17 protein-coding genes and 1 riboswitch are annotated in these 18,932 nt (G+C 69.8%); of the genes, 4 read left to right on the forward strand and 13 right to left on the reverse strand.

The window, feature by feature from the left end:
- Positions 1 to 414: 414 nt before the first annotated feature.
- The 8 genes from ACFV9H_RS33610 to ACFV9H_RS33645 form a co-directional block, all read right to left on the reverse strand.
- Positions 415 to 1,002: a ferredoxin gene (locus tag ACFV9H_RS33610; RefSeq protein WP_385405872.1), complete on the reverse strand. Its 588-nt coding sequence runs from the start codon at positions 1,000 to 1,002 to the stop codon at positions 415 to 417.
- Positions 999 to 1,553 (reverse strand): ferredoxin, encoded by a 555-nt coding sequence (locus tag ACFV9H_RS33615; RefSeq protein ID WP_385405874.1) that lies wholly within the window; start codon positions 1,551 to 1,553, stop codon positions 999 to 1,001. The genes ACFV9H_RS33610 and ACFV9H_RS33615 overlap by 4 nt, the downstream gene beginning before the upstream one ends.
- Positions 1,554 to 1,566: 13 nt before the next feature.
- On the reverse strand, positions 1,567 to 2,952 hold the full coding sequence (locus ACFV9H_RS33620) for an aminotransferase class V-fold PLP-dependent enzyme (RefSeq protein ID WP_385405876.1): 1,386 nt from the start codon (positions 2,950 to 2,952) through the stop codon (positions 1,567 to 1,569).
- Between the two features lie 240 nt (positions 2,953 to 3,192).
- Positions 3,193 to 3,309: riboswitch (SAM riboswitch) on the reverse strand.
- A gap of 89 nt (positions 3,310 to 3,398) precedes the next feature.
- Entirely contained in the window at positions 3,399 to 4,463 is a 1,065-nt protein-coding gene (trpD, locus tag ACFV9H_RS33625; RefSeq protein WP_385405879.1) for an anthranilate phosphoribosyltransferase, read from the reverse strand.
- Positions 4,464 to 4,628: 165 nt separating this feature from the next.
- On the reverse strand, positions 4,629 to 6,260 hold the full coding sequence (locus tag ACFV9H_RS33630) for a cytochrome bc complex cytochrome b subunit (RefSeq protein WP_385405881.1): 1,632 nt from the start codon (positions 6,258 to 6,260) through the stop codon (positions 4,629 to 4,631).
- Positions 6,257 to 7,318 carry a Rieske 2Fe-2S domain-containing protein gene (locus tag ACFV9H_RS33635; protein WP_385405884.1) on the reverse strand — a complete coding sequence of 354 codons (1,062 nt, stop codon included), beginning with the start codon at positions 7,316 to 7,318 and terminating at the stop codon, positions 6,257 to 6,259. The genes ACFV9H_RS33630 and ACFV9H_RS33635 overlap by 4 nt, the downstream gene beginning before the upstream one ends.
- Positions 7,315 to 8,124, reverse strand: coding sequence for a c-type cytochrome (locus ACFV9H_RS33640; protein ID WP_385405886.1), 810 nt, complete (start codon positions 8,122 to 8,124; stop codon positions 7,315 to 7,317). The genes ACFV9H_RS33635 and ACFV9H_RS33640 overlap by 4 nt, the downstream gene beginning before the upstream one ends.
- Before the next feature lie 76 nt (positions 8,125 to 8,200).
- Positions 8,201 to 8,821 (reverse strand): heme-copper oxidase subunit III, encoded by a 621-nt coding sequence (locus ACFV9H_RS33645; protein WP_214949928.1) that lies wholly within the window; start codon positions 8,819 to 8,821, stop codon positions 8,201 to 8,203.
- Between the two features lie 200 nt (positions 8,822 to 9,021).
- Here ACFV9H_RS33645 and ACFV9H_RS33650 point away from each other — a divergent pair, with 200 nt between their 5' ends.
- Positions 9,022 to 9,423, forward strand: coding sequence for a hypothetical protein (locus ACFV9H_RS33650; protein ID WP_365168207.1), 402 nt, complete (start codon positions 9,022 to 9,024; stop codon positions 9,421 to 9,423).
- A 94-nt stretch (positions 9,424 to 9,517) separates the two neighbouring features.
- On the opposite strand, the gene ACFV9H_RS33655 is transcribed toward ACFV9H_RS33650, so the two are convergent.
- The 4 genes from ACFV9H_RS33655 to coxB form a co-directional block, all read right to left on the reverse strand.
- Positions 9,518 to 10,765 carry an Ig-like domain-containing protein gene (locus tag ACFV9H_RS33655; protein WP_385405889.1) on the reverse strand — a complete coding sequence of 416 codons (1,248 nt, stop codon included), beginning with the start codon at positions 10,763 to 10,765 and terminating at the stop codon, positions 9,518 to 9,520.
- 124 nt (positions 10,766 to 10,889) lie between these two features.
- Positions 10,890 to 11,288, reverse strand: coding sequence for a cytochrome c oxidase subunit 4 (locus ACFV9H_RS33660; protein WP_385405892.1), 399 nt, complete (start codon positions 11,286 to 11,288; stop codon positions 10,890 to 10,892).
- Positions 11,285 to 13,021: a cytochrome c oxidase subunit I gene (ctaD, locus tag ACFV9H_RS33665; RefSeq protein WP_385405894.1), complete on the reverse strand. Its 1,737-nt coding sequence runs from the start codon at positions 13,019 to 13,021 to the stop codon at positions 11,285 to 11,287. Before ctaD ends, ACFV9H_RS33660 begins: the two co-directional genes overlap by 4 nt.
- A complete protein-coding gene (gene coxB, locus ACFV9H_RS33670; protein ID WP_385405896.1) occupies positions 13,018 to 13,992 on the reverse strand; it encodes a cytochrome c oxidase subunit II in 975 nt (324 codons plus the stop codon). Before coxB ends, ctaD begins: the two co-directional genes overlap by 4 nt.
- A gap of 283 nt (positions 13,993 to 14,275) precedes the next feature.
- Between coxB and ACFV9H_RS33675 the strand changes: the two genes are divergently transcribed.
- Positions 14,276 to 15,655, forward strand: a complete 1,380-nt coding sequence (locus ACFV9H_RS33675; RefSeq protein ID WP_385405898.1) for a cysteine desulfurase/sulfurtransferase TusA family protein — start codon at positions 14,276 to 14,278, stop codon at positions 15,653 to 15,655.
- A gap of 290 nt (positions 15,656 to 15,945) precedes the next feature.
- Here ACFV9H_RS33675 and ACFV9H_RS33680 read toward each other — a convergent pair whose 3' ends face one another.
- Positions 15,946 to 16,926, reverse strand: coding sequence for a carbohydrate kinase family protein (locus tag ACFV9H_RS33680; protein WP_385405900.1), 981 nt, complete (start codon positions 16,924 to 16,926; stop codon positions 15,946 to 15,948).
- 133 nt (positions 16,927 to 17,059) lie between these two features.
- Between ACFV9H_RS33680 and ACFV9H_RS33685 the strand changes: the two genes are divergently transcribed.
- Together ACFV9H_RS33685 and ACFV9H_RS33690 are read left to right on the forward strand one after the other, a co-directional pair.
- On the forward strand, positions 17,060 to 17,299 hold the full coding sequence (locus tag ACFV9H_RS33685) for a hypothetical protein (protein ID WP_385405901.1): 240 nt from the start codon (positions 17,060 to 17,062) through the stop codon (positions 17,297 to 17,299).
- A gap of 78 nt (positions 17,300 to 17,377) precedes the next feature.
- Entirely contained in the window at positions 17,378 to 18,874 is a 1,497-nt protein-coding gene (locus tag ACFV9H_RS33690) for a hypothetical protein (protein ID WP_385405904.1), read from the forward strand.
- Positions 18,875 to 18,932: the final 58 nt, after the last annotated feature.

An 18,932-nucleotide genomic window follows, 5' to 3' on the forward strand; every position in this document is an offset into this window, starting at 1 on the left:
TCGCGCACTGAGGGTCATCCCGGCTGCTGAGCCATGGTTGCGCGCTCGTCCTGCGGGGACGCCCCGCAGTGCCCCCGCTCCCCCCGACGGGCGAAGACCCCGCGCCCGGGGGTCGGGAGCGTGGAGTGCCCCTGCTCTTCCGTCGGCCGAGACCCCGCACCCCTGGGTCGGGAGTGTGCTGTTGGGGTGGGGACACGGCGGAGTGTCCCCGCAGGACGAGCGCGCAACCACGCTCTCTGTCGAAGCACCTGCTCAGTGCGCGAGGACGAGGAGATGCTCCGGCGGGGCACCGCCCCAACCAGACCGGTCCCGGCCCAGGAAAATCCAGCCTCGCCGGCGTTTGAGGCGCGGGGTCCGGGGCGGAGCCCCGGCAGCGAAGCCGCACAGGCCGGGCCGGTCCCGCGCCGCCCCGCGTCAGAGGCTCGGCAGGGGCTCGCCCCGCCGCGCCGGGCGGCGTTCCTGAAGCCAGAACAGGTACCCGCGCAGGTAATCGGCCAGATCCCCGTCGAGGTGTGCGACATACGCCCGCGCCCCACCGGCGGCCTCGCGTTCGTCCCCCCGCCTCGACACCGACCACTTCCGGTCCAGGGCGACGGCCCATTCCCGCACCCGGGCGCGCTCCCGCCACCAGTCGCGGACCAGCTCCGGAGTCCAGTGGTCGTCGCCGTCGCAGGCGTAACCCACGTACGGGTCCTGGGCGGCGGCCCCCATGACGGCGCGGGTCTCCGCCGGGTTCCGGGGCTGCCGGTAGACGAACTCCGCGCCCCGGTCGTCTTCGTAGAGCACGTTGTCGGGCGCGATCAGCCGGCCCATCCAGCAGTTGTCGGTGCCGCTGCCGTAGAACGGGCCGGGCACGTTGCGCCAGTCGAGCTCCGCCCACCGGTCGGGGCGGAGGTTCCAGATCCCGTACTGATCGGAGGGCACCCAGCTCCCGCCGTCCGGGTCGGGCAGCGGCCCGCCCTCGGCGGCGCGCCGCGTCGGTACCGGGTCCCAGTACGTCATGCGCCCAGCTCCGGCAGGCTCTCGCCGGGCCGGGCCGGGCGGCCCTCGGCCAGCCGGAACGCATAACCGCGCAGGTAGTCCCCAAGGCCCCGGTCGATGTACGTGACGTACCCGCGCGCTCCGGCCGCCGCGTCGTGCTGCCAGCCGCTGCCGGACGTCGCCCAGGCGCCCCAGCCGACGCCCATGGCCCACTCGCGCACCCGGCCGCGGTCCCGCCACCAGTCACGGACCAGGTCCGGGGTCCAGTGCAGATCCCCGTCGTGGCCGTACCCGCCGAAGGCCTCCTCGCAGGCGGCCATGAAGAGGTCTGCCACCTCCGCCGGGTTGCGAGGCTGGCGGTAGACGAACTCCTGGGCGTATTCGTCCTCGTACAGGACCAGGTCCGGCGCGTGGAGGCGCCCCGTCAGACAGGTGTCGGTATCCGCTCCGTAGAACGGGCCCGGAACGTTGCGCCAGTTGCGCTCCTGCCACCGGCCCGACCAGGGGCCTTCGGGCAGGAACGGATCGGGCTCCAGGGCGGCGAGCGCCGGTATCGGGTCCCAGTAGGTCATGATCCGCAGCCTGTCACACGGCGGGAACGCACCGGCCCTCTTCGGTGCGGTACTGCCACTTGGCCCCGTCCGAGACGAGCTCCTTGACGGCGTGGACGAACCGGTCGACGTGCTCGTCGGGGGTGCCGGCGCCGAAGCTGACGCGGATCGCGTTCAGGGAGCGCTCGCCCGGGGCAGCCTCCGGGGCTCCGCATTCGCCCTGGGCCTGCGGCTCGCTGCCGAGCAGGGTGCGGACCAGCGGGTGGGCGCAGAAGAGGCCGTCACGGACGCCGATGCCGTATTCGGCGGACAGGGCCGCGGCGAAGTGGGAGCTGTTCCAGCCGTCCACGACGAAGGAGATGACGCCGACGCGCGGGGCGTCGTCCCCGAAGAGGGAGAGGACGCGGACCGCCGGGACCTCCGCCAGGCCTTCGCGGACCTTGGCGATGAGGTGGTTCTCTCGGGCGACCAGGTTCTCGAACCCGGCCTCCTGGAGGGCCTTGCAGGCGGAGGCGATGGAGTAGACGCCGATGACGTTCGGGGAGCCGGCCTCGTGGCGGGCGGCCGTGGTGTGCCACTCGACGTCCACGCCGCCGTCCTCGCGTCGGGCCACCTTGCGCGAGGCGCCGCCGCCGGCCAGGTACGGCTCGGCCTCCTGGAGCCAGTCGGCGCGGCCGGCGAGCACGCCCGAGCCGAAGGGGGCGTACAGCTTGTGCCCGGAGAAGGCGACCCAGTCCACGTCGAGGTCCTTGACCGAGACGGGGTGGTGGGGGGCCAACTGGGCGGCGTCCAGGACGATCCGCGCGCCGTGGGCGTGCGCGGCGGCGGCGAGCTCCTTCACCGGCCACAGCTCACCGGTGACGTTGGAGGCGCCGGTGACGCAGACCAGCGCCGGGCCGTAAGGGTCGCGGTCGGCGAGCGCGCGCTCCAGCGTGGCGACGGCCTCGTCCGGCGTGCGGGGGGCGTTGAGGTAGGTGACCCGCGCGTTCGTCCACGGCAGGAGCGAGGCGTGGTGCTCGGTCTCGAAGACGAAGACCTGGCAGTCGGCGGGGAGCGCGGCGGCGAGCAGGTTCAGGGAGTCGGTGGTGGACCGGGTGAAGATCACCTGGTCGGACGGGCGGCAGTCGAGGAACTCGGCGACCGTGACCCGGCTCTGCTCGAAGAGGTCGGTGGAGAGCTGCGAGAGGTAGCCGGCGCCGCGGTGCACGCTGCCGTAGTACGGGGCGTACGCGGCCACGTCGTCCCAGACCCGCTGGAGAGCGGGGGCGCTGGCCGCGTAGTCGAGGGCCGCGTAGGTGACCTCGCCGCCGGTGACGAGCGGGACGGTGACGTCCCGGCCGAGGACCGCGAGCGGCTCGGCACAGGCGGGGTCCACGGCGGTGGTGGTGGCGGTGGCGGTGGTGTTCAGGGATGCGGACATGGCTGTGTCTCCCGGCAGGCAGGGCGGAATGGCTTCGGTGTGCCCGTACGCGGCGCGGCCACGGCGATGCCGCCGAGCGGGGTACGGGAAGAGACCTCGGAAGGGAAGGAACGGCGGGCACTCGCGGGTACGCGGAAGTGACCCTGATCCGAGGGTTGAAGAAGGGGCGGAGTCGCCCTATCGCATTCGCTTGCTCACGGAAAAAGCTCCTCGAGTAGACCAGGACCCCTGGTATCGAGGGATCCGCGCTTGCCGTAGGCCTTGCTGCCTACGACCTGGTCATCACCCGGGGCACCCCGCCACGGAAGGAGGGTTGCCGGACAGCAAGCCGGGGCCTAAACGCTGTCACTCGTGACCTGGTCAGCATCCTGCCACAAGATCCTCCGGGCGCAAGACCCCGGTCCGCATGCTGGACCGGGGTCTTGGCTCGAAATGATCGGGCCGAATCAGGCGTTGCTGGCGGCCACCCACCGCTCCAGCACGGCCCGCGCGGAACCCGAGTCGATGGACTGCGCCGCGCGGGTGACGCCGGCCGCGAGCTGCTCCTCCAGCGTGCCCGTGCCCGGGTCCAGTGCGACCAGGGCCGCCGCCGCGTTCAGCAGCACCGCTTCGCGGACCGGTCCCGTCTCCCCCGCCAGCAGGCGGCGGGCGACGTCCGCGTTGTACGCGGAGTCCGCGCCGGCCAGGGCGGAGACGTCGACCAGGGGGATGCCCACGTCGCGCGGGTCGAAGGACTGCTCCTCGACCTTGCCGTCGCGGACCCACCAGACGCGCGAGGTCGACGTCGTGGTCAGCTCGTCCAGGCCGTCGTCACCGCGGAATACCAGCGCCGACGAGCCCCGTTCGGCGAGTACGCCCGCCACGATGGGGGCCATCCGGGCGTCGGCGACGCCCGTCGCCTGGGCCCGTACCCGGGCCGGGTTGGTCAGCGGGCCGAGGAAGTTGAAGGTGGTCCGGATGCCCAGCTCCTTGCGGGCCGCGGCGACGTGCCGCAGCGCCGGGTGGAACTTCACCGCGAAGCAGAAGGTGATGCCGGCCTCCTCCGCGACCTCCGCGACCCGGGCGGGGGTGAGGTCGAGGTTGACGCCGAGCTTCTCCAGGACGTCCGAGGAACCGCTCGCGGAGGACGCGGCCCGGTTGCCGTGCTTGACCACCTTGGCGCCCGCGCCGGCCACCACGATCGCCGACATCGTCGAGATGTTGACCGTCTTGGCCCCGTCGCCGCCGGTACCGACGATGTCCACCGTCCGGCCCGGCACGTCGATCAGGTTGGCGTGCGCGTACATGGCCCGTACGAGGCCGTTGATCTCGTCGACCGTCTCCCCCTTGGCCCGCAGCGCGACGGCGAACCCGGCGATCTGGGCGTCGGTGGCCTCCCCGCGCATGATCCGGTCCATGGCCCAGGCGGTGTCGTCGGCGCGCAGGTCCCGGCCGGTCAGCAGGGCGTCGAGAACGCCCGGCCAGGTGGGGGCCGCCACGCTGTCGCCGCCTGCCGGGGTCGCAACGTTCATGGTCCGCTCCTGCTACTTGTCAAGGTTTCCAGGTCGAATGGGAAGGGCTTCAGCCTATCCAGCCCTGGAGACGGCAAAGAGCCCCGTCCAGACACTGGACGGGGCTCTCGCCGTGGCGACACCAGAACTGACCGAAATCAGTCCCTCATGCGGTCAAGCAGGGGATCAGTGGTGGCCGTGGCCGGACTGGATCTCCTTGTACTCCTCCGCCGTGGGCTTCGGAATCTGGTTGTTCTCCGCGTAGAAGCCCTTGCTGAGCTTCGCGCGCAGCTTCTCCATGGCCTTCACCTTGCGCTCGACACCGTTCTCGTCGACCGTCGGGCCGATCTCGATCGGCTTGTACTGCTCGTGCGAGGTGAGCGTGTGCAGGCGACCCTGCGGCAGCGGCTCGTGGACCTCGACGAACTCACCGTGCGGAAGGCGCTTGATGATGCCGGTCTCGCGACCGTGCAGCACCTTGTCGTGGTCCCGGCGCTGGAGGCCGAGGCAGATCCGCTTGGTGATGATGAAGGCGACGACCGGGACGACGAAGAAGCCGATCCGGACGAACCAGGTGATCGAGTTGATCGACAGGTGGAAGTACTGGGCGAACATGTCGTTGCCGCCGCCGATGAGCAGTACGACGTACTCGGCGAGCCAGGCCACACCGAAGGCCGTACGGGTCGGGACGTTGCGCGGGCGGTCCAGGATGTGGTGCTCGCGCTTGTCCCCGGTGACCCAGGACTCGATGAACGGCCAGGCGGCGATCGAGCACAGCACCAGCGGGAAGAGCAGCAGCGGGATGAACACGCCCAGGACGAGCGTGTGGCCCCACAGGTTGATCTCCCAGCCCGGCATGGCTCGGATCAGGCCTTCCGGCATACCCATGTACCAGTCGGGCTGCGCACCGGTGGACACGTGGTCCGGACGGTACGGGCCGAGCGCCCAGATCGGGTTGATCGAGGCGATGGCCGCGACGGCCGCGACGACACCGAAGACCAGGAAGAAGAAGCCTCCGGCCTTGGCCATGTAGACCGGCAGCAGCGGCATGCCGACGACGTTGTTGTTCGTCTTGCCGGGGCCCGCGAACTGGGTGTGCTTGTGGTAGAAGACCAGGATCAGGTGGGCCACCAGCAGGCCCATCATGATGCCGGGCAGCAGCAGGATGTGGATCGAGTAGAACCGTGCGACGAAGTCGCCGCCCGGGAACTCTCCGCCGAAGAGGAAGAACGACAGGTACGTGCCGATGACCGGCACGGACAGGATCGCGCCCTGCATGAAGCGGACACCGGTACCCGACAGCAGGTCGTCCGGCAGCGAGTAACCGGTGAAACCGGTGAACATGCCGAGGAACAGCAGCAGGAAGCCGAAGATCCAGTTGATCTCACGCGGCTTGCGGAACGCGCCGGTGAAGAAGACGCGCATCATGTGCACGACCATCGCCGCGACGAAGATCAGCGCGGCCCAGTGGTGGATCTGACGGATGAGCAGACCACCGCGGACGTCGAAGCTGATGTCGAGGGTCGAAGCGAAGGCCTCGGACATCATGACGCCCTGCATCGGCACGTACGAGCCGTGGTACACGACCTCGTTCATGCTCGGGTGGAAGAACAGCGTCAGGTACACACCCGTGAGGATGATGATGATGAAGGTGTAGAGGCAGATCTCGCCCAGCATGAAGGACCAGTGGTCCGGGAAGATCTTGCGCATGTTGGACTTGGCCAGGCTGTAGATGCCCAGGCGTCCGTCCGCCCAGTCCGCTACGCGCTCGCCGGCGGGCGCTTTGCGCGCCGTCTTGGACTCAGTGGCAGTGCTCATTTGCCGCGCTCCCAGAATGCAGGACCGACGGGCTCTTCGAAGTCGCCGAGCGCTTCGAGGAAGCCTTCGTCATTCACGCCGATCCGCAGCTGCGGAAGCGCGTGACCGGCCGGGCCGAAGATGACACGGGCGCCGTCGGAGAGGTCGAAGGTGGACTGGTGGCACGGGCAGAGCACGTGGTGCGTCTGCTGCTCGTACAGGCTGATCGGGCAGCCGACGTGGGTGCAGATCTTGGAGTAGGCCACGATCCCGTCGTGGGACCACTCCAGTTCCTGCTTGTCCTTGATGTCCTCCGGCTGGATGCGGACGATCATCAGGGCGGCCTTGGCGATCTGGGTCTGGAAGTCGTGCTGCTCCTCCTCCAGGCCTTCCGGCATGGCGAAGGTCAGCGAACCCACCAGGACGTCCTCGGGACGCAGCGGCTCCATCGTGTTCTGGTTGATGAGCAGCTTGCCCTTGGCCCACAGGGTCTTGCGCAGCTTGTCCTCGGGCATCGGGCCCGTGTCGCGCAGGATCATCACGGCGGAGAGCGGCAGCATGGCCAGCGCGCCCAGCATCGTGTTGCGGATCAGCGGACGGCGGCCGATGCCGGACTCGTTCGCACCGTCGGCGAAGTCCTGCAGGACCTTGGCCTTGACCTCCGGCGGAGCGGCGATCGGGTGACGCTCGTCGGCGACCTCGACGTCGGACATCAGGGTGCGGGCCCAGTGGACCGCGCCGGCGCCGATGCAGAAGAGGGCCGCGCCCAGGGTCATGCCCAGGGCGAAGTTGAGCGCGCTCACCTTCCCGATGGGGAAGATGTAGACGATCTTCTCGACCGGGATGGTCACGTACGCGACGATGAAGCCGATCGTGGCCAGCATCGAGAGCGTGAACAGCATCGCGACGGTGCGCTCGGAGCGCTTCGCCGCCCGCTCGTCGATGTCCTGGATGCGCGGCTTGTGGACCGGGAGGCCCGGGTCCGCGAACGGGTCGTCCGCGACCGCTACGCCACCGTGGTGGGCGTCGCCCTGCTCGCTCGGCAGGTGCTTCTCTTCGGGAATGTCTTGGCTACTCATGACTTCTTGGCCTTAGCGGTGTGGGCCGCGACCCAGACGGCGACAGCGATCAACGCACCCAGGGCGAAGATCCAGCCGAAGAGACCCTCGGACACGGGGCCGAGGCCACCGAGCTTCAGACCACCGGGGCTGGTCGACTTCTCGCCGTTGACGTTCTCCAGGTACGCGATGATGTCCTTCTTCTGCTTCTCCGGCATGGTGCTGTCCGGGAAGGAGGGCATGTTCTGCGGGCCGGTGAGCATGGCCTCGTAGATGTGCTTCGGCGAGACGTCCTCAAGGTTGGGGGCGTACTTGCCGTTCGTGAGAGCGCCGCCCTCGCCGGTGAAGTTGTGGCACTGCGCGCAGTTGTTGCGGAACAGCTCACCACCCTTGGCGATGTCGGCACCCGCCGGGTCGTACTGCTTCTCGGTCGGCGTGATCGGGCCGGCGCCGAGGGACGCGATGTACGCGGCCAGCTGGTCGATCTGGGCCTGGGTGTAGATGTTGGGCTTCTTCGGCACCTGGGCGCCGGGCTGCTGGGCGGGCATGCGGCCCGTGCTCACCTGGAAGTCGACGGCCGCGGAGCCGACGCCGACCAGGCTGGGGCCGTCAGTGGAACCCTGACCGCCGGTTCCGTGGCAGCTTGCGCAACCCACGGCGTAGAGCTTCTTGCCCTCCTCGATGGCGAGGGACTGGGCGGTTTCATCGGCCTGCGCCTTGCCCGCGGGGGCGAAGGCGGCGTACAGCCCCCCAGTGGCCGCCAGCGCGAGGAGTAGAACGACGACCGCCGCCAGCGGATGGCGTCGTCGTGCGGAGAGCTTTTTCACGGATTACCCCGGTGTCAGGATCTTCTGCGTCGGTGTTTCTGGATGGTGTGCCGGGTCGAGCCCGGTGACGTGTTCGCTACTTGATCAGGTAGATCGTCGCGAAGAGGCCGATCCAGACGACATCGACGAAGTGCCAGTAGTAGGACACGACGATGGCCGACGTGGCCTGTTCGTGGGTGAACCTCTTGGCCGCGTACGTCCGGCCGAGGACCAGCAGGAAGGCGATGAGACCGCCTGTCACGTGCAGACCGTGGAAGCCGGTGGTCAGGTAGAACACCGAGCCGTACGGTCCGGACGAGAGGCTCAGGCCCTCGTGCTTGACCAGCTCGGTGTACTCGAACACCTGGCCGCCAATGAAGATCGCACCCATGACGAACGTGATGATGAACCACGTCCGGAGCTTCTTCACGTCACCGCGCTCGGCGGCGAATACGCCGAGCTGGCAGGTGAGCGAGGAGAGCACCAGGATCGTCGTGTTCGTCGCCGAGAAGGGAAGGTTCAGGAAGTCAGCCTGTTCCTTCCAGTACTCGGCGCCTGTCACGGATCGCAGGGTGAAGTACATCGCGAAGAGGGCCGCGAAGAACATCAGCTCGGAACTCAACCAGATGATGGTTCCGACGCTGACGAGGTTCGGCCGGTTGACCGTCGGGTGCGCGTGCCCGGTATCTACTGTCGTTGCTGTCGCCACGACCGACATTATGTCGGTCGCTTATCCCGCCCTCACCCCGGGGGGTGCCGTTCGGAGTGTCAGGGGCGTGTGCAAGGCCCGAACGGCCCATCAGATGACCCTCCCGGGGCCTCACGTGCGACATCTCCGAACCGATGTTGACAGCGCATCGGGAGGAGTAGCATCCCGCGCAACATCAACGTGATTCACGGGACACGTGGAGGAACGAAATGCGGGCGACTGCGCGGGTTCTGGTCTACAGCGACGACGCGGGCACCCGGGAGCAGGTGCGGCTGGCGGCCGGGCGTCGGCCGGCCGCGGACCTGCCGCCGGTGGAGTTCGTGGAGTGCGCGACGCTTCCGGCGGTCCTCACGGAGCTGGACGCGGGCGGCGTCGACGTGTGCGTGCTGGACGGCGAGGCGGTTCCGGCCGGGGGCATGGGCGTGTGCCGGCAGATCAAGGACGAGATCTTCCGGTGTCCGCCGGTGCTGCTGCTGATGGGGCGCCCCCAGGACGCCTGGTTGGCCACGTGGAGCCGTGCGGACGCCGCCGTGACCCTGCCGGTGGACCCGGTGGAGTTCCCCGACGCCCTGGCGGGCCTGCTGCGCTCCCGGCTGTCCCTGGACGCCTGACGGCCCGACAGGGCGTCTCCGGGGCCCTGAGGGGCCCCGGAGGCCGCTGGGGCGGCCGGTGTCGGCACGAACGCCCCCGGGAGCGGCGGAGGCCTCAGACGGTCGGTCGCAGGCGCGCCTGGTCGACGGGGCTGCGGCCTTCCTGGGTGCCCTTGAGGAGGGCGCTGCCCTGGCGCCAGTCCTTCCAGTCCATGTTCCAGTCTCCGAAGCCGTTGCCGAAGATGTCCATGTCGTCGCCGATGCTGTTGATCACCTTGACGATGTCGCCTTCGGTGATGTTCTCGTAGAACCAGGCGGCGTTGCCGGTGCTCATGCCGGTGCAACCGTGGCTGACGTTCTCGTAGCCCTGGGAGCCGACGGACCACGGCGCGGCGTGCACGTATTCACCGCTCCACGTCACCCGGGTGGCGTAGTAGACGGGGAGGTTGTAGTACTCGCTGCCGCCGATGCCGACGGTGTCGCCGCGCATCTGGACGAAGTACTGCTTGCCGAGTACCACCTTGACCCCGTTGCGGGTGGAGAAGCCGGGCTTCCCGGTGGTCACCGGAATGGTGTTGATCACTTCTCCGTTGCGCCGGAACGTGAGGTAGTGCGAGGAGGCGTCGGTGGTGACCTCGACGCGGTCGCCGATCTCCAGCTTCAGCGGCTTGGCCGCGGCCCCGTAGAGGTGGTCGTCGACCCTGACGCCTTCCAGGTTGCTCCGTACGGAGACCGTGGTGTTGGCGGGCCAGTACTCCTTGGGGCGGTAGTGGAGCTTCTTGTCGTCGACCCAGTGCCAGGCGCCCTCGACTCCCGGCGGGGTGTCGACGACCAGGCCCCTTTCGACGACGGCGCGGGCGGCCTTCTCCTTGACGGGTTCGCTGAGTTCGGCCGTGAGGGGCTGCCCGACGCCGTATTTGCCCTCGTCCGGGCCGAATTCCACCTTGAGGACGCCCTTGGCCGGGGTGGTGTCGAAGGCGACCGTCCGCCGCCCCTGGGCGCCCTTCCCGTCCTCCGTGCTGACGGTGATGGTGTAGCGGACGCCCGCGGCCATCGGGGCGGTGTTGTGCCAGCGGTCTCCCTTGGCGGACAACTCGCCCGCCAGGCGGCGGCCGTGGGTGTCCACGACCGTCACGTCGGTGATGCGGGCCTCGTTCCCCTTCGTGGTGACTTCCAGGGGCTTGTCGGGGTCCACGGGACGGCTGCCGACGGTCTGGTTGAAGGCGACCTGATCGCCCGCGTCGTACGGGCGCGCGGACAGCGGGTTGTCATCGCCGGACCCGCAGGCGGTGGCGCCGGCCCCGAGGGACGCGACCAGCAGGGAGCAGCTGAGTACCGTCCAAAGACGCGGTGAGTGGTTCATGGGGCCAACGCTATGAAGATATGACAACTCCGGCGCGCGGGGTGACTGCAAACGAGGGGCCCGGACTCCTCCATTGGAGGTGTCCGGGCCCCTGGTGCCTCACGGCGCCGCCGCGAGGGTGTTGCTACTGGTTCTGGTTCTCACCGCGGTAGTACTCGTACACCCAGCCCCACAGGCCGATCAGGAGGATCGGGGCGGAGAAGTACATGAGCCACCAGCCGAAGATGACGCCCATGAAGGCGAAGGCGCCACCGATGGCCAGCGAGAGCGGCTGCCAGCTGTGCGGGGAGAAGAATCCCAGCTCGCCCGCCTCGTCGGCGACGTCGGCCTCCAGGTTGTCCTGGGCCATCTCGTCCACGCGCTTGGCCGTGAAGGCCAGGTAGTAGCCGATCATGACGCTCAGGCCGAAGGCCAGGAAGAGCGCGGTGGTACCGACGGGCTCCTTCGACCACACGCCGTACACGACGGCCATGACCAGGATGAAGAAGGAGAGCCAGAGGAACATCTTGCCCTGGACCTTCACTTGCCCGCCTCCTTGCTGCCACCGGTGACGGCTGCCTTGGTTCCGGCGTGGTCCTCGAGGTGGTCGAGGGCCGCGATCTCCGGGTGGTGAAGGTCGAACGCCGGGGACTCGGAACGGATCCGCGGCAGGGTGAGGAAGTTGTGCCGCGGCGGCGGGCAGGACGTCGCCCACTCCAGCGAACGGCCGTAGCCCCACGGGTCGTCGACCTCGATCTTCTTGCCGTACTTGGCGGTCTTCCACACGTTGTACATGAAGGGAAGCATCGACAGGCCGAGCAGGAACGAGCTGATCGTGGAGATCGTGTTCAGCAGGGTGAAGCCGTCGGCCGCGAGGTAGTCCGCGTAACGACGCGGCATGCCCTCGGCACCCAGCCAGTGCTGCACCAGGAACGTGCCGTGGAAGCCCACGAACAGGGTCCAGAAGGTGATCTTGCCGAGGCGCTCGTCCAGCATCTTGCCCGTGAACTTCGGCCACCAGAAGTGGAAGCCGGAGAACATCGCGAAGACCACGGTGCCGAAGATGACGTAGTGGAAGTGCGCGACGACGAAGTACGAGTCGGAGACGTGGAAGTCCAGCGGGGGCGAGGCCAGGATGACGCCGGTCAGGCCACCGAAGGTGAAGGTGACCAGGAAGCCGACGGCCCAGAGCATCGGGGTCTCGAAGGACAGCGAGCCCTTCCACATGGTGCCGATCCAGTTGAAGAACTTCACACCGGTCGGTACCGCGATCAGGAAGGTCATGAAGGAGAAGAACGGCAGCAGCACACCGCCGGTGACGTACATGTGGTGCGCCCACACGGTCACCGAGAGGCCGGCGATCGCGATCGTCGCCGCGATCAGACCGATGTAACCGAACATCGGCTTGCGGGAGAAGACCGGGATGACCTCGGAGATGATGCCGAAGAACGGCAGCGCGATGATGTACACCTCTGGGTGTCCGAAGAACCAGAAGAGGTGCTGCCACAGCAGGGCGCCGCCATTGGCCGCGTCGAAGACGTGGCTGCCGAACTTGCGGTCGGCCTCCAGCGCGAAGAGCGCGGCGGCCAGCACCGGGAAGGCCAGCAGGACCAGGACACCGGTCAGCAGCACGTTCCAGGTGAAGATCGGCATGCGGAACATCGTCATGCCCGGAGCGCGCATGCAGATGATCGTGGTGATGAAGTTGACCGAGCCGAGGATCGTGCCGAAGCCGGAGAAGGCCAGACCCATGATCCACATGTCGCTGCCGATGCCCGGCGAGCGGACGGCGTCGGTCAGCGGCGAGTAGGCGAACCAGCCGAAGTCGGCCGCACCCTGCGGGGTGACGAAACCGGCCACCGCGATGATCGAGCCGAAGAGGTACAGCCAGTACGCGAACATGTTCAGCCGCGGGAACGCCACGTCGGGCGCGCCGATCTGCAGCGGCATGATCCAGTTCGCGAATCCGGCGAACAGCGGCGTCGCGAACATCAGCAGCATGATCGTGCCGTGCATCGTGAACGCCTGGTTGAACTGCTCGTTCGACATGATCTGCGTGCCCGGGCGGGCCAGCTCGGCGCGCATGAACAGAGCCATGACGCCGCCGATGATGAAGAACACGAACGACGTGAGCAGGTACATCGTGCCGATGGTCTTGTGGTCGGTGGTGGTGAGCCACTTGACGACCACGTTGCCCGGCTGCTTGCGCCGTACCGGCAGCTCGTTCTCGTACGAGTCAGCTGCGGCGGCACCCTGGGATTCGTTGAGGATGCTCACAGTTTGTTCGTCTCCGCGTTCCGGGCCGGGTCGGTCTGCTTGATGCCGGCCGGGAGGTAGCCGGTCTGACCCTTCGCCGCCAGCTCCTTCAGGTGCGCCTTGTAGGCCTCCGGAGAGACCACCTTGACGTTGAAGAGCATGCGGGAGTGGTCGACGCCGCAGAGCTCGGCACACTTGCCCATGAAGGTGCCTTCTTCGGTCGGGGTGACCTCGAAGACGTTGGTGTGGCCCGGGATGACGTCCTGCTTGAACAGGAACGGGACCACCCAGAAGGAGTGGATGACGTCATTGGACGACAGGATGAAGCGGACCTTCTCGCCCTTGGGGAGCACGAGGGTCGGACCCGGGTTGTTCGTGTCCTCGTTCCGGTCGCCCGGGACGCCCTTGGTGTAGACGCCCTCGGCGCCCGCGGGGAAGTCCTTGGTGAAACGGTCCGGGATGGAGGCGAGCTCCTTCGGAACCTCGCCCGCCTTCGGGGTGGCCCCAGCTCCATCGACGTCCTCGATGTAGTTGAAGCCCCAGCTCCACTGGTAGCCGATCACGTTGATGGTGTGCTGCGGCTTGGAGGAGAGCTCCAGCAGCTTCGACTCGTCACGTGCGGTGAAGTAGAAGAACACCGAGACGATGATGAGCGGAACCACCGTGTACAGCGCCTCGATGGGCATGTTGTACCGGGTCTGCGGGGGGATCTCCACCTTCGTCCGGCTGCGCCGGTGGAAGATGACGGACCACATGATCAGGCCCCAGACCAGGATGCCCGTGATGAGCGCGGCCGCCCAGGATCCCTGCCACAGGGAGAGGATGCGCGGCGCCTCCTCGGTTACCGGTGACGGCATTCCGAGGCGGGGAAAGTTTTTCCATGTAAACGAGCAACCAGTGGCGGTCGCCAGGACCACGCCCGCAGTCAGCGCCTGCAGCAGCTTCCGCCGCATCGGGCGCCGCGGCGAGCGGTCGGAGCCGTAGGGACTCACGTAGCGCCTTCCCGAGAGTCTCGGCCCGCGCGGCCGGCCGCGGCCGTGTTCGGGTCGGTCGCCGGCCCTGACGCAGGCAGGGGTTTGGATGTTTATGCGGACCAAACCCTACTGGACGCTATTTGAGGTCGCGCGGGGAGGGTGCCCAACGCGCCGCCAGGGCCCCCGAAGGGATGGATCCGCCGTCCGGGGGACGGGTCGAACACCCCTGAATGGCGGGCTCCGGAAGCCATCTGACGGCCCCTGACCTCGGCGACTGCCGGGCTGCGGTTAGCGTGCCCGTATGCCGTACTTCGACAGCGCGTCCGCCGCGCCCCTGCACCCCGTGGCACGCCAGGCCTTGCAGGCCTCCCTTGACGAGGGCTGGGCCGATCCCTCCCGGTTGTACCGGGAGGGAAGGAAAGCACGGCTGCTGCTGGACGCGGCGCGGGAGGCGGCCGCGGAGTCGGTGGGATGCCGCGCGGACGAGCTCGTGTTCACTCCTTCGGGGACGCACGCGGTTCACGCGGGGGTCGCGGGGGCCCTCGCGGGGCGTCGGCGTGTCGGGGACCATCTCGTCGTGTCCGCGGTCGAACACAGTTCTGTACTCCATGCGGCCGAGGTGCACGCGGCGGGCGGTGGTTCGGTGACGGAGGTCCCCGTGGACCGGTACGGCGCGGTCGCTCCCGCCGGGTACGCGGACGTGCTGGGCCCTACGACCGCGCTGGCCTGCCTGCAGTCGGCCAACCACGAGGTGGGCACGGTCCAGCCGGTGGCGGAGGTCGCGGAGGTCTGCGGGGAGGCGGGGGTGCCGTTGCTGGTCGACGCGGCGCAATCGCTGGGCTGGGGCCCCGTGGAGGGCGCCTGGTCGGTGCTCGCCGCGAGCGCGCACAAGTGGGGCGGGCCGCCGGGGGTGGGGCTGCTGGCGGTCCGCAAAGGGGTCCGCTTCTCACCCCAAGGCCCGGCGGACGAACGGGAGTCGGGCCGCTCGCCCGGCTTCGTGAACCTCCCCGCGATCGTGGCGGCGGCGGCCTCGCTGCGGGCCGTACGGACCGAGGCGGAGGCGGAGTCGGCCCGGCTGCGCGTCCTGGTGGACCGCATCCGGCGGCGGGTGGTCCGGCTGGTCTCGGACGTGGAGGTGGTGGGCCACCCCGACGCCCGCCTCCCCCACCTGGTCACCTTCTCCTGCCTGTACGTCGACGGGGAGACGCTGCTGCACGAACTCGACCGGGCGGGCTTCTCGGTCAATTCGGGCTCGTCGTGCACCAGCTCCACGCTGACCCCGAGTCATGTGCTGCGGGCGATGGGGGTGCTGTCGGAGGGGAACGTACGGGTCTCGCTCCCGCTGGGCACGCCGGCGGACGAGGTCAACGCGTTCCTGGAGGTGCTGCCGGGCGCGGTGGCGGGCGTACGGGAGCGGCTGGGGGTGTCGGCCGCGCCGGAGGTGGAGCCGGTGGCGGACTCCGTCGAGCTCGACACGCTGGGCCTGCGGTGTCCGCAACCGGTGATCGAGCTGGCCCGGGCCATCGGCCGTGTGCCGGTGGGTGGCACGGTGACGGTCGTCTCCGACGACGAGGTGGCGCGGCTGGACATCCCGGCGTGGTGCGGCATGCGCGGTCACGCGTACGAGGGCGAAGCCCCGCGCGAGGTCGGCTCCGCCTATACGGTCCGCCGCCTCCACTGACGTCCCGCCGCGTCGAGCTCACGGCCGAGCCGGGTCCGCGGCCATGGCCCGGCTCCGCCGGTGCAACCGGGCTCCGCCCGGACCCGCGCCTCAAACGCCGGCGGGGCTGGATGCGGCCGATGCCGTCCGAGCCGCAGGGGGCAGGCGGCATCGGCATGTCCAGCCTCGCCGGCGATTGAGGCGCGGGGTCCGGGGCGGAGCCCCGGGAGCGGCGCCGCACCCGTACGCCGGGCGGGGTCCGGCCGGCGGCGGTGCCGCGGCCGGCCGGACCCCGTGGACCGGACCGGAGGTCAGGCGGCGGTCAGGTGGGCCTGGACCTCGGCCGCGGCCTCGTCGCCGTACGCCTTCGTGAAGCGCTCCATGAAGTGCGCCCGCGCCAGGGTGTACTCCTGCGTGCCCAGGGTCTCGATGACCAGCGTCGCCAGCATGCAGCCCACCTGCGCGGCACGCTCGAGGCCGACGCCCCACGCCAGCCCCGTGAGGAACCCGGCGCGGAACGCGTCGCCGACACCCGTCGGGTCGACCTTCGCGTTCTCCTCGGGGCAGCCCACGACGATCGGCTCGTGCCCGACCCGCTCGATCCGCACGCCCTGCGAGCCCAGCGTGGTGACCCGGGTGCCGACCTTGGCCAGGATCTCCGCGTCCGTCCAGCCCGACTTCGACTCGATGAGGCCCTTCTCGTACTCGTTCGAGAAGAGGTACGTCGCGCCCTCCATCAGGGTGCGGATGTTTTCGCCGTCCATGCGGGCGATCTGCTGCGAGAAGTCGGCGGCGAAGGGGATGCCCCGCGTCCGGCACTCCTCCGTGTGGCGGAGCATCGCCTCGGGGTCGTCGGCGCCGATGAGGACCAGGTCCAGCCCGCCCACGCGGTCGGCGACGGCCTTCAGCTCGATCTGGCGGGCCTCGCTCATCGCGCCCGTGTAGAAGGAGCCGATCTGGTTGTGGTCGATGTCCGTGGTGCACACGAAGCGCGCGGTGTGCAGCACCTCGGAGATGCGGACGGACTCGGTGTCGACGCCGTGCCGGTCGAGCCAGGCGCGGTACTCGTCGAAGTCGTAGCCCGCGGCCCCGACCAGGATCGGGCGGCTGCCGAGCTGCCCCATGCCGAAGCAGATGTTCGGGCCGACACCGCCCCGCCGGACGTCGAGGTTGTCGACGAGGAAGGAGAGGGAGACCGTGTGGAGCTGGTCCGCGACGAGCTGGTCGGCGAAACGGCCGGGGAAGGTCATGAGGTGGTCGGTGGCGATGGAGCCGGTGACTGCGATGCGCACGGCGTGGACGCTCCTGCGGAGGACGGCAAGGGGGACAGTCAAAACTACCCGGTAAGCGGCGCCGAGCCGAACCCACGAAACTACCCCGTAGTAGGTCTTTCTTCGCGTGAGCGGCGATGCCTACGGTGCCTGCATGACCTACACCGACGGTTTCGGCTACTCCGAGTACACCGCCGAGCGCTCCGGCGCGGAAGGCCCTCGGCAGTCCGGTTTCGCGGGCCTGCTGGGTGACTGCGCGCGGATGGCCCCGCACTGGGCGGTTCCCGCGGGCCCCCTGCCGGTCCGCGTGGCGCCCTCTCAGATCCACGGGATCAGCGTCCCGGCGGCTTCGGCGCGGCTGATCGCCTCCACCGCGGCGTACGGGGACCAGTAGCGGCGACCGGGGAACCGGTTGGGCGTCTGTTCCGTCCCACCCGCATCAGACAGGCGGGACCGGTGAAGGAGCGATGCGGTGACCAGCGAACGACCCGACACAGCCGATGCGGCCGACACGGTCGATACGCCCGACGCAGTGGAAACGGCGCGCGGCACGCGTCGGCGGCCCGCCTGGGCCGTCGGCTCGATCGCGGCCGCCGTGCTGTTGGTCGGCGGCGGGACCGCGTACTGGGGGGCCGTGGCCTACGGCGACGGCCCCGAGAGTCGTACGGCCTCCGCACCCCGTGACGCGGGGGATCCCACGGCGCCGGGCATCGCGCCCGGGGAGCCCGACCCGTCCGGCGGGCCGGTGGTGTACCGGGCCGACGCCAAGCTCCCGGAGGGCCCGGCGACGGCGCCCGCCTTCTCCGCGTCCGGGGAGGTCACCTCGGCGGAGGTGGCCCGGCTCGCGGCCGCCCTCGGCATCTCGGGCACTCCGCGGCTCACCGGGGACGTCTGGCTGGCCGGGGAGTCCGCGGACGGCTCGGGGCCCCGGCTCACGGTGACCGCGAAGGCGCCCGGGACCTGGAACTTCACCCGCCACCAGGCGCCCGGCAACGGCGTCGGGGACGACTGTGTCCGCGGCAAGGACACCTGCGGCCCGGCCACCCTCCCGCAGGACCCGGGCAGCAGCGGCGACGCCGGCACCCCGGGCCCGGGCAAGCCGGTGTCCGAGGAGGCCGCGAAGGCCGCCGCCAACGCGGTGCTGGTCGCCGCGGGCCTGGAGGGGAGCCGGGCCGACGCCCGGCTCGTCCAGGGCTCGGTGCGGGTGGTGACCGTGGACCCGGAGGTCGGCGGGCTGCCCACGCAGGGCTGGTCGACCAGGGTGAGCGTGGCCGGCGACGCCTCGGTCGTGGCGGGCAGCGGCGAGTTGAAGGCCCCCGTACGGGCGGCCGAGCAGCCGGTGGTCGGGGCCGTGGAGGCGCTGGCCCGGCTGAACGCGCGGTCGAGCGGCCAGGAGGGCACCGGCCCCGGGCCCAGCGGCTGCGCGACCTCCGTCCCGCTGGATCCGGACACCCCGGTCGGGGCCACGGACACGCCCCCGTGCAACCCGGACCCCCGGCCCATGAAGCCGCCGCGCACGGAGACGGTCAAGGGCGCCACGCTCGGCCTGGTCCCGGGAACGGTGAACGGGGCGCGGGGCCTGGTACCGGCGTGGCTCTTCGAGGTCGCGGGGCAGGGCGGCGCGCCGGGCCACTCGGTGGCCGAACCGGCCGCCGCGCAGGCTCCTCCGGGGACGTCTCCCGCCACTCCCGACCCGAAGGACGGCCGTAGCGTGCCCGGATTCTCGTACGCGGGGGCCGACCGGAAGCTGACCGTGAACTTCTGGGGCAGCGTGTGCAGCACCTACGCGCTGGAGGCGCGGGAGTCCGCGGATTCGGTCATGGTCAAGATCACGGACACCCCGAACCAGCCCGGCCAGGCCTGCATCATGCTCGCGCAGGAGATGACCGTGACGGCCACGCTCCAGCAGCCGCTGGGCGCGCGGAAGGTGATGGACGCGACCACGGGCAAGCCGCTCCCCCGGCAGTAGCCCGCGGGGGCATACGGCGAGGGCCCGCCACCGGTCGGATGCGACCGGTGGCGGGCCC

The sequence above is a fragment of the Streptomyces sp. NPDC059874 genome (assembly GCF_042731135.1).
Lineage (GTDB): Bacteria > Actinomycetota > Actinomycetes > Streptomycetales > Streptomycetaceae > Streptomyces.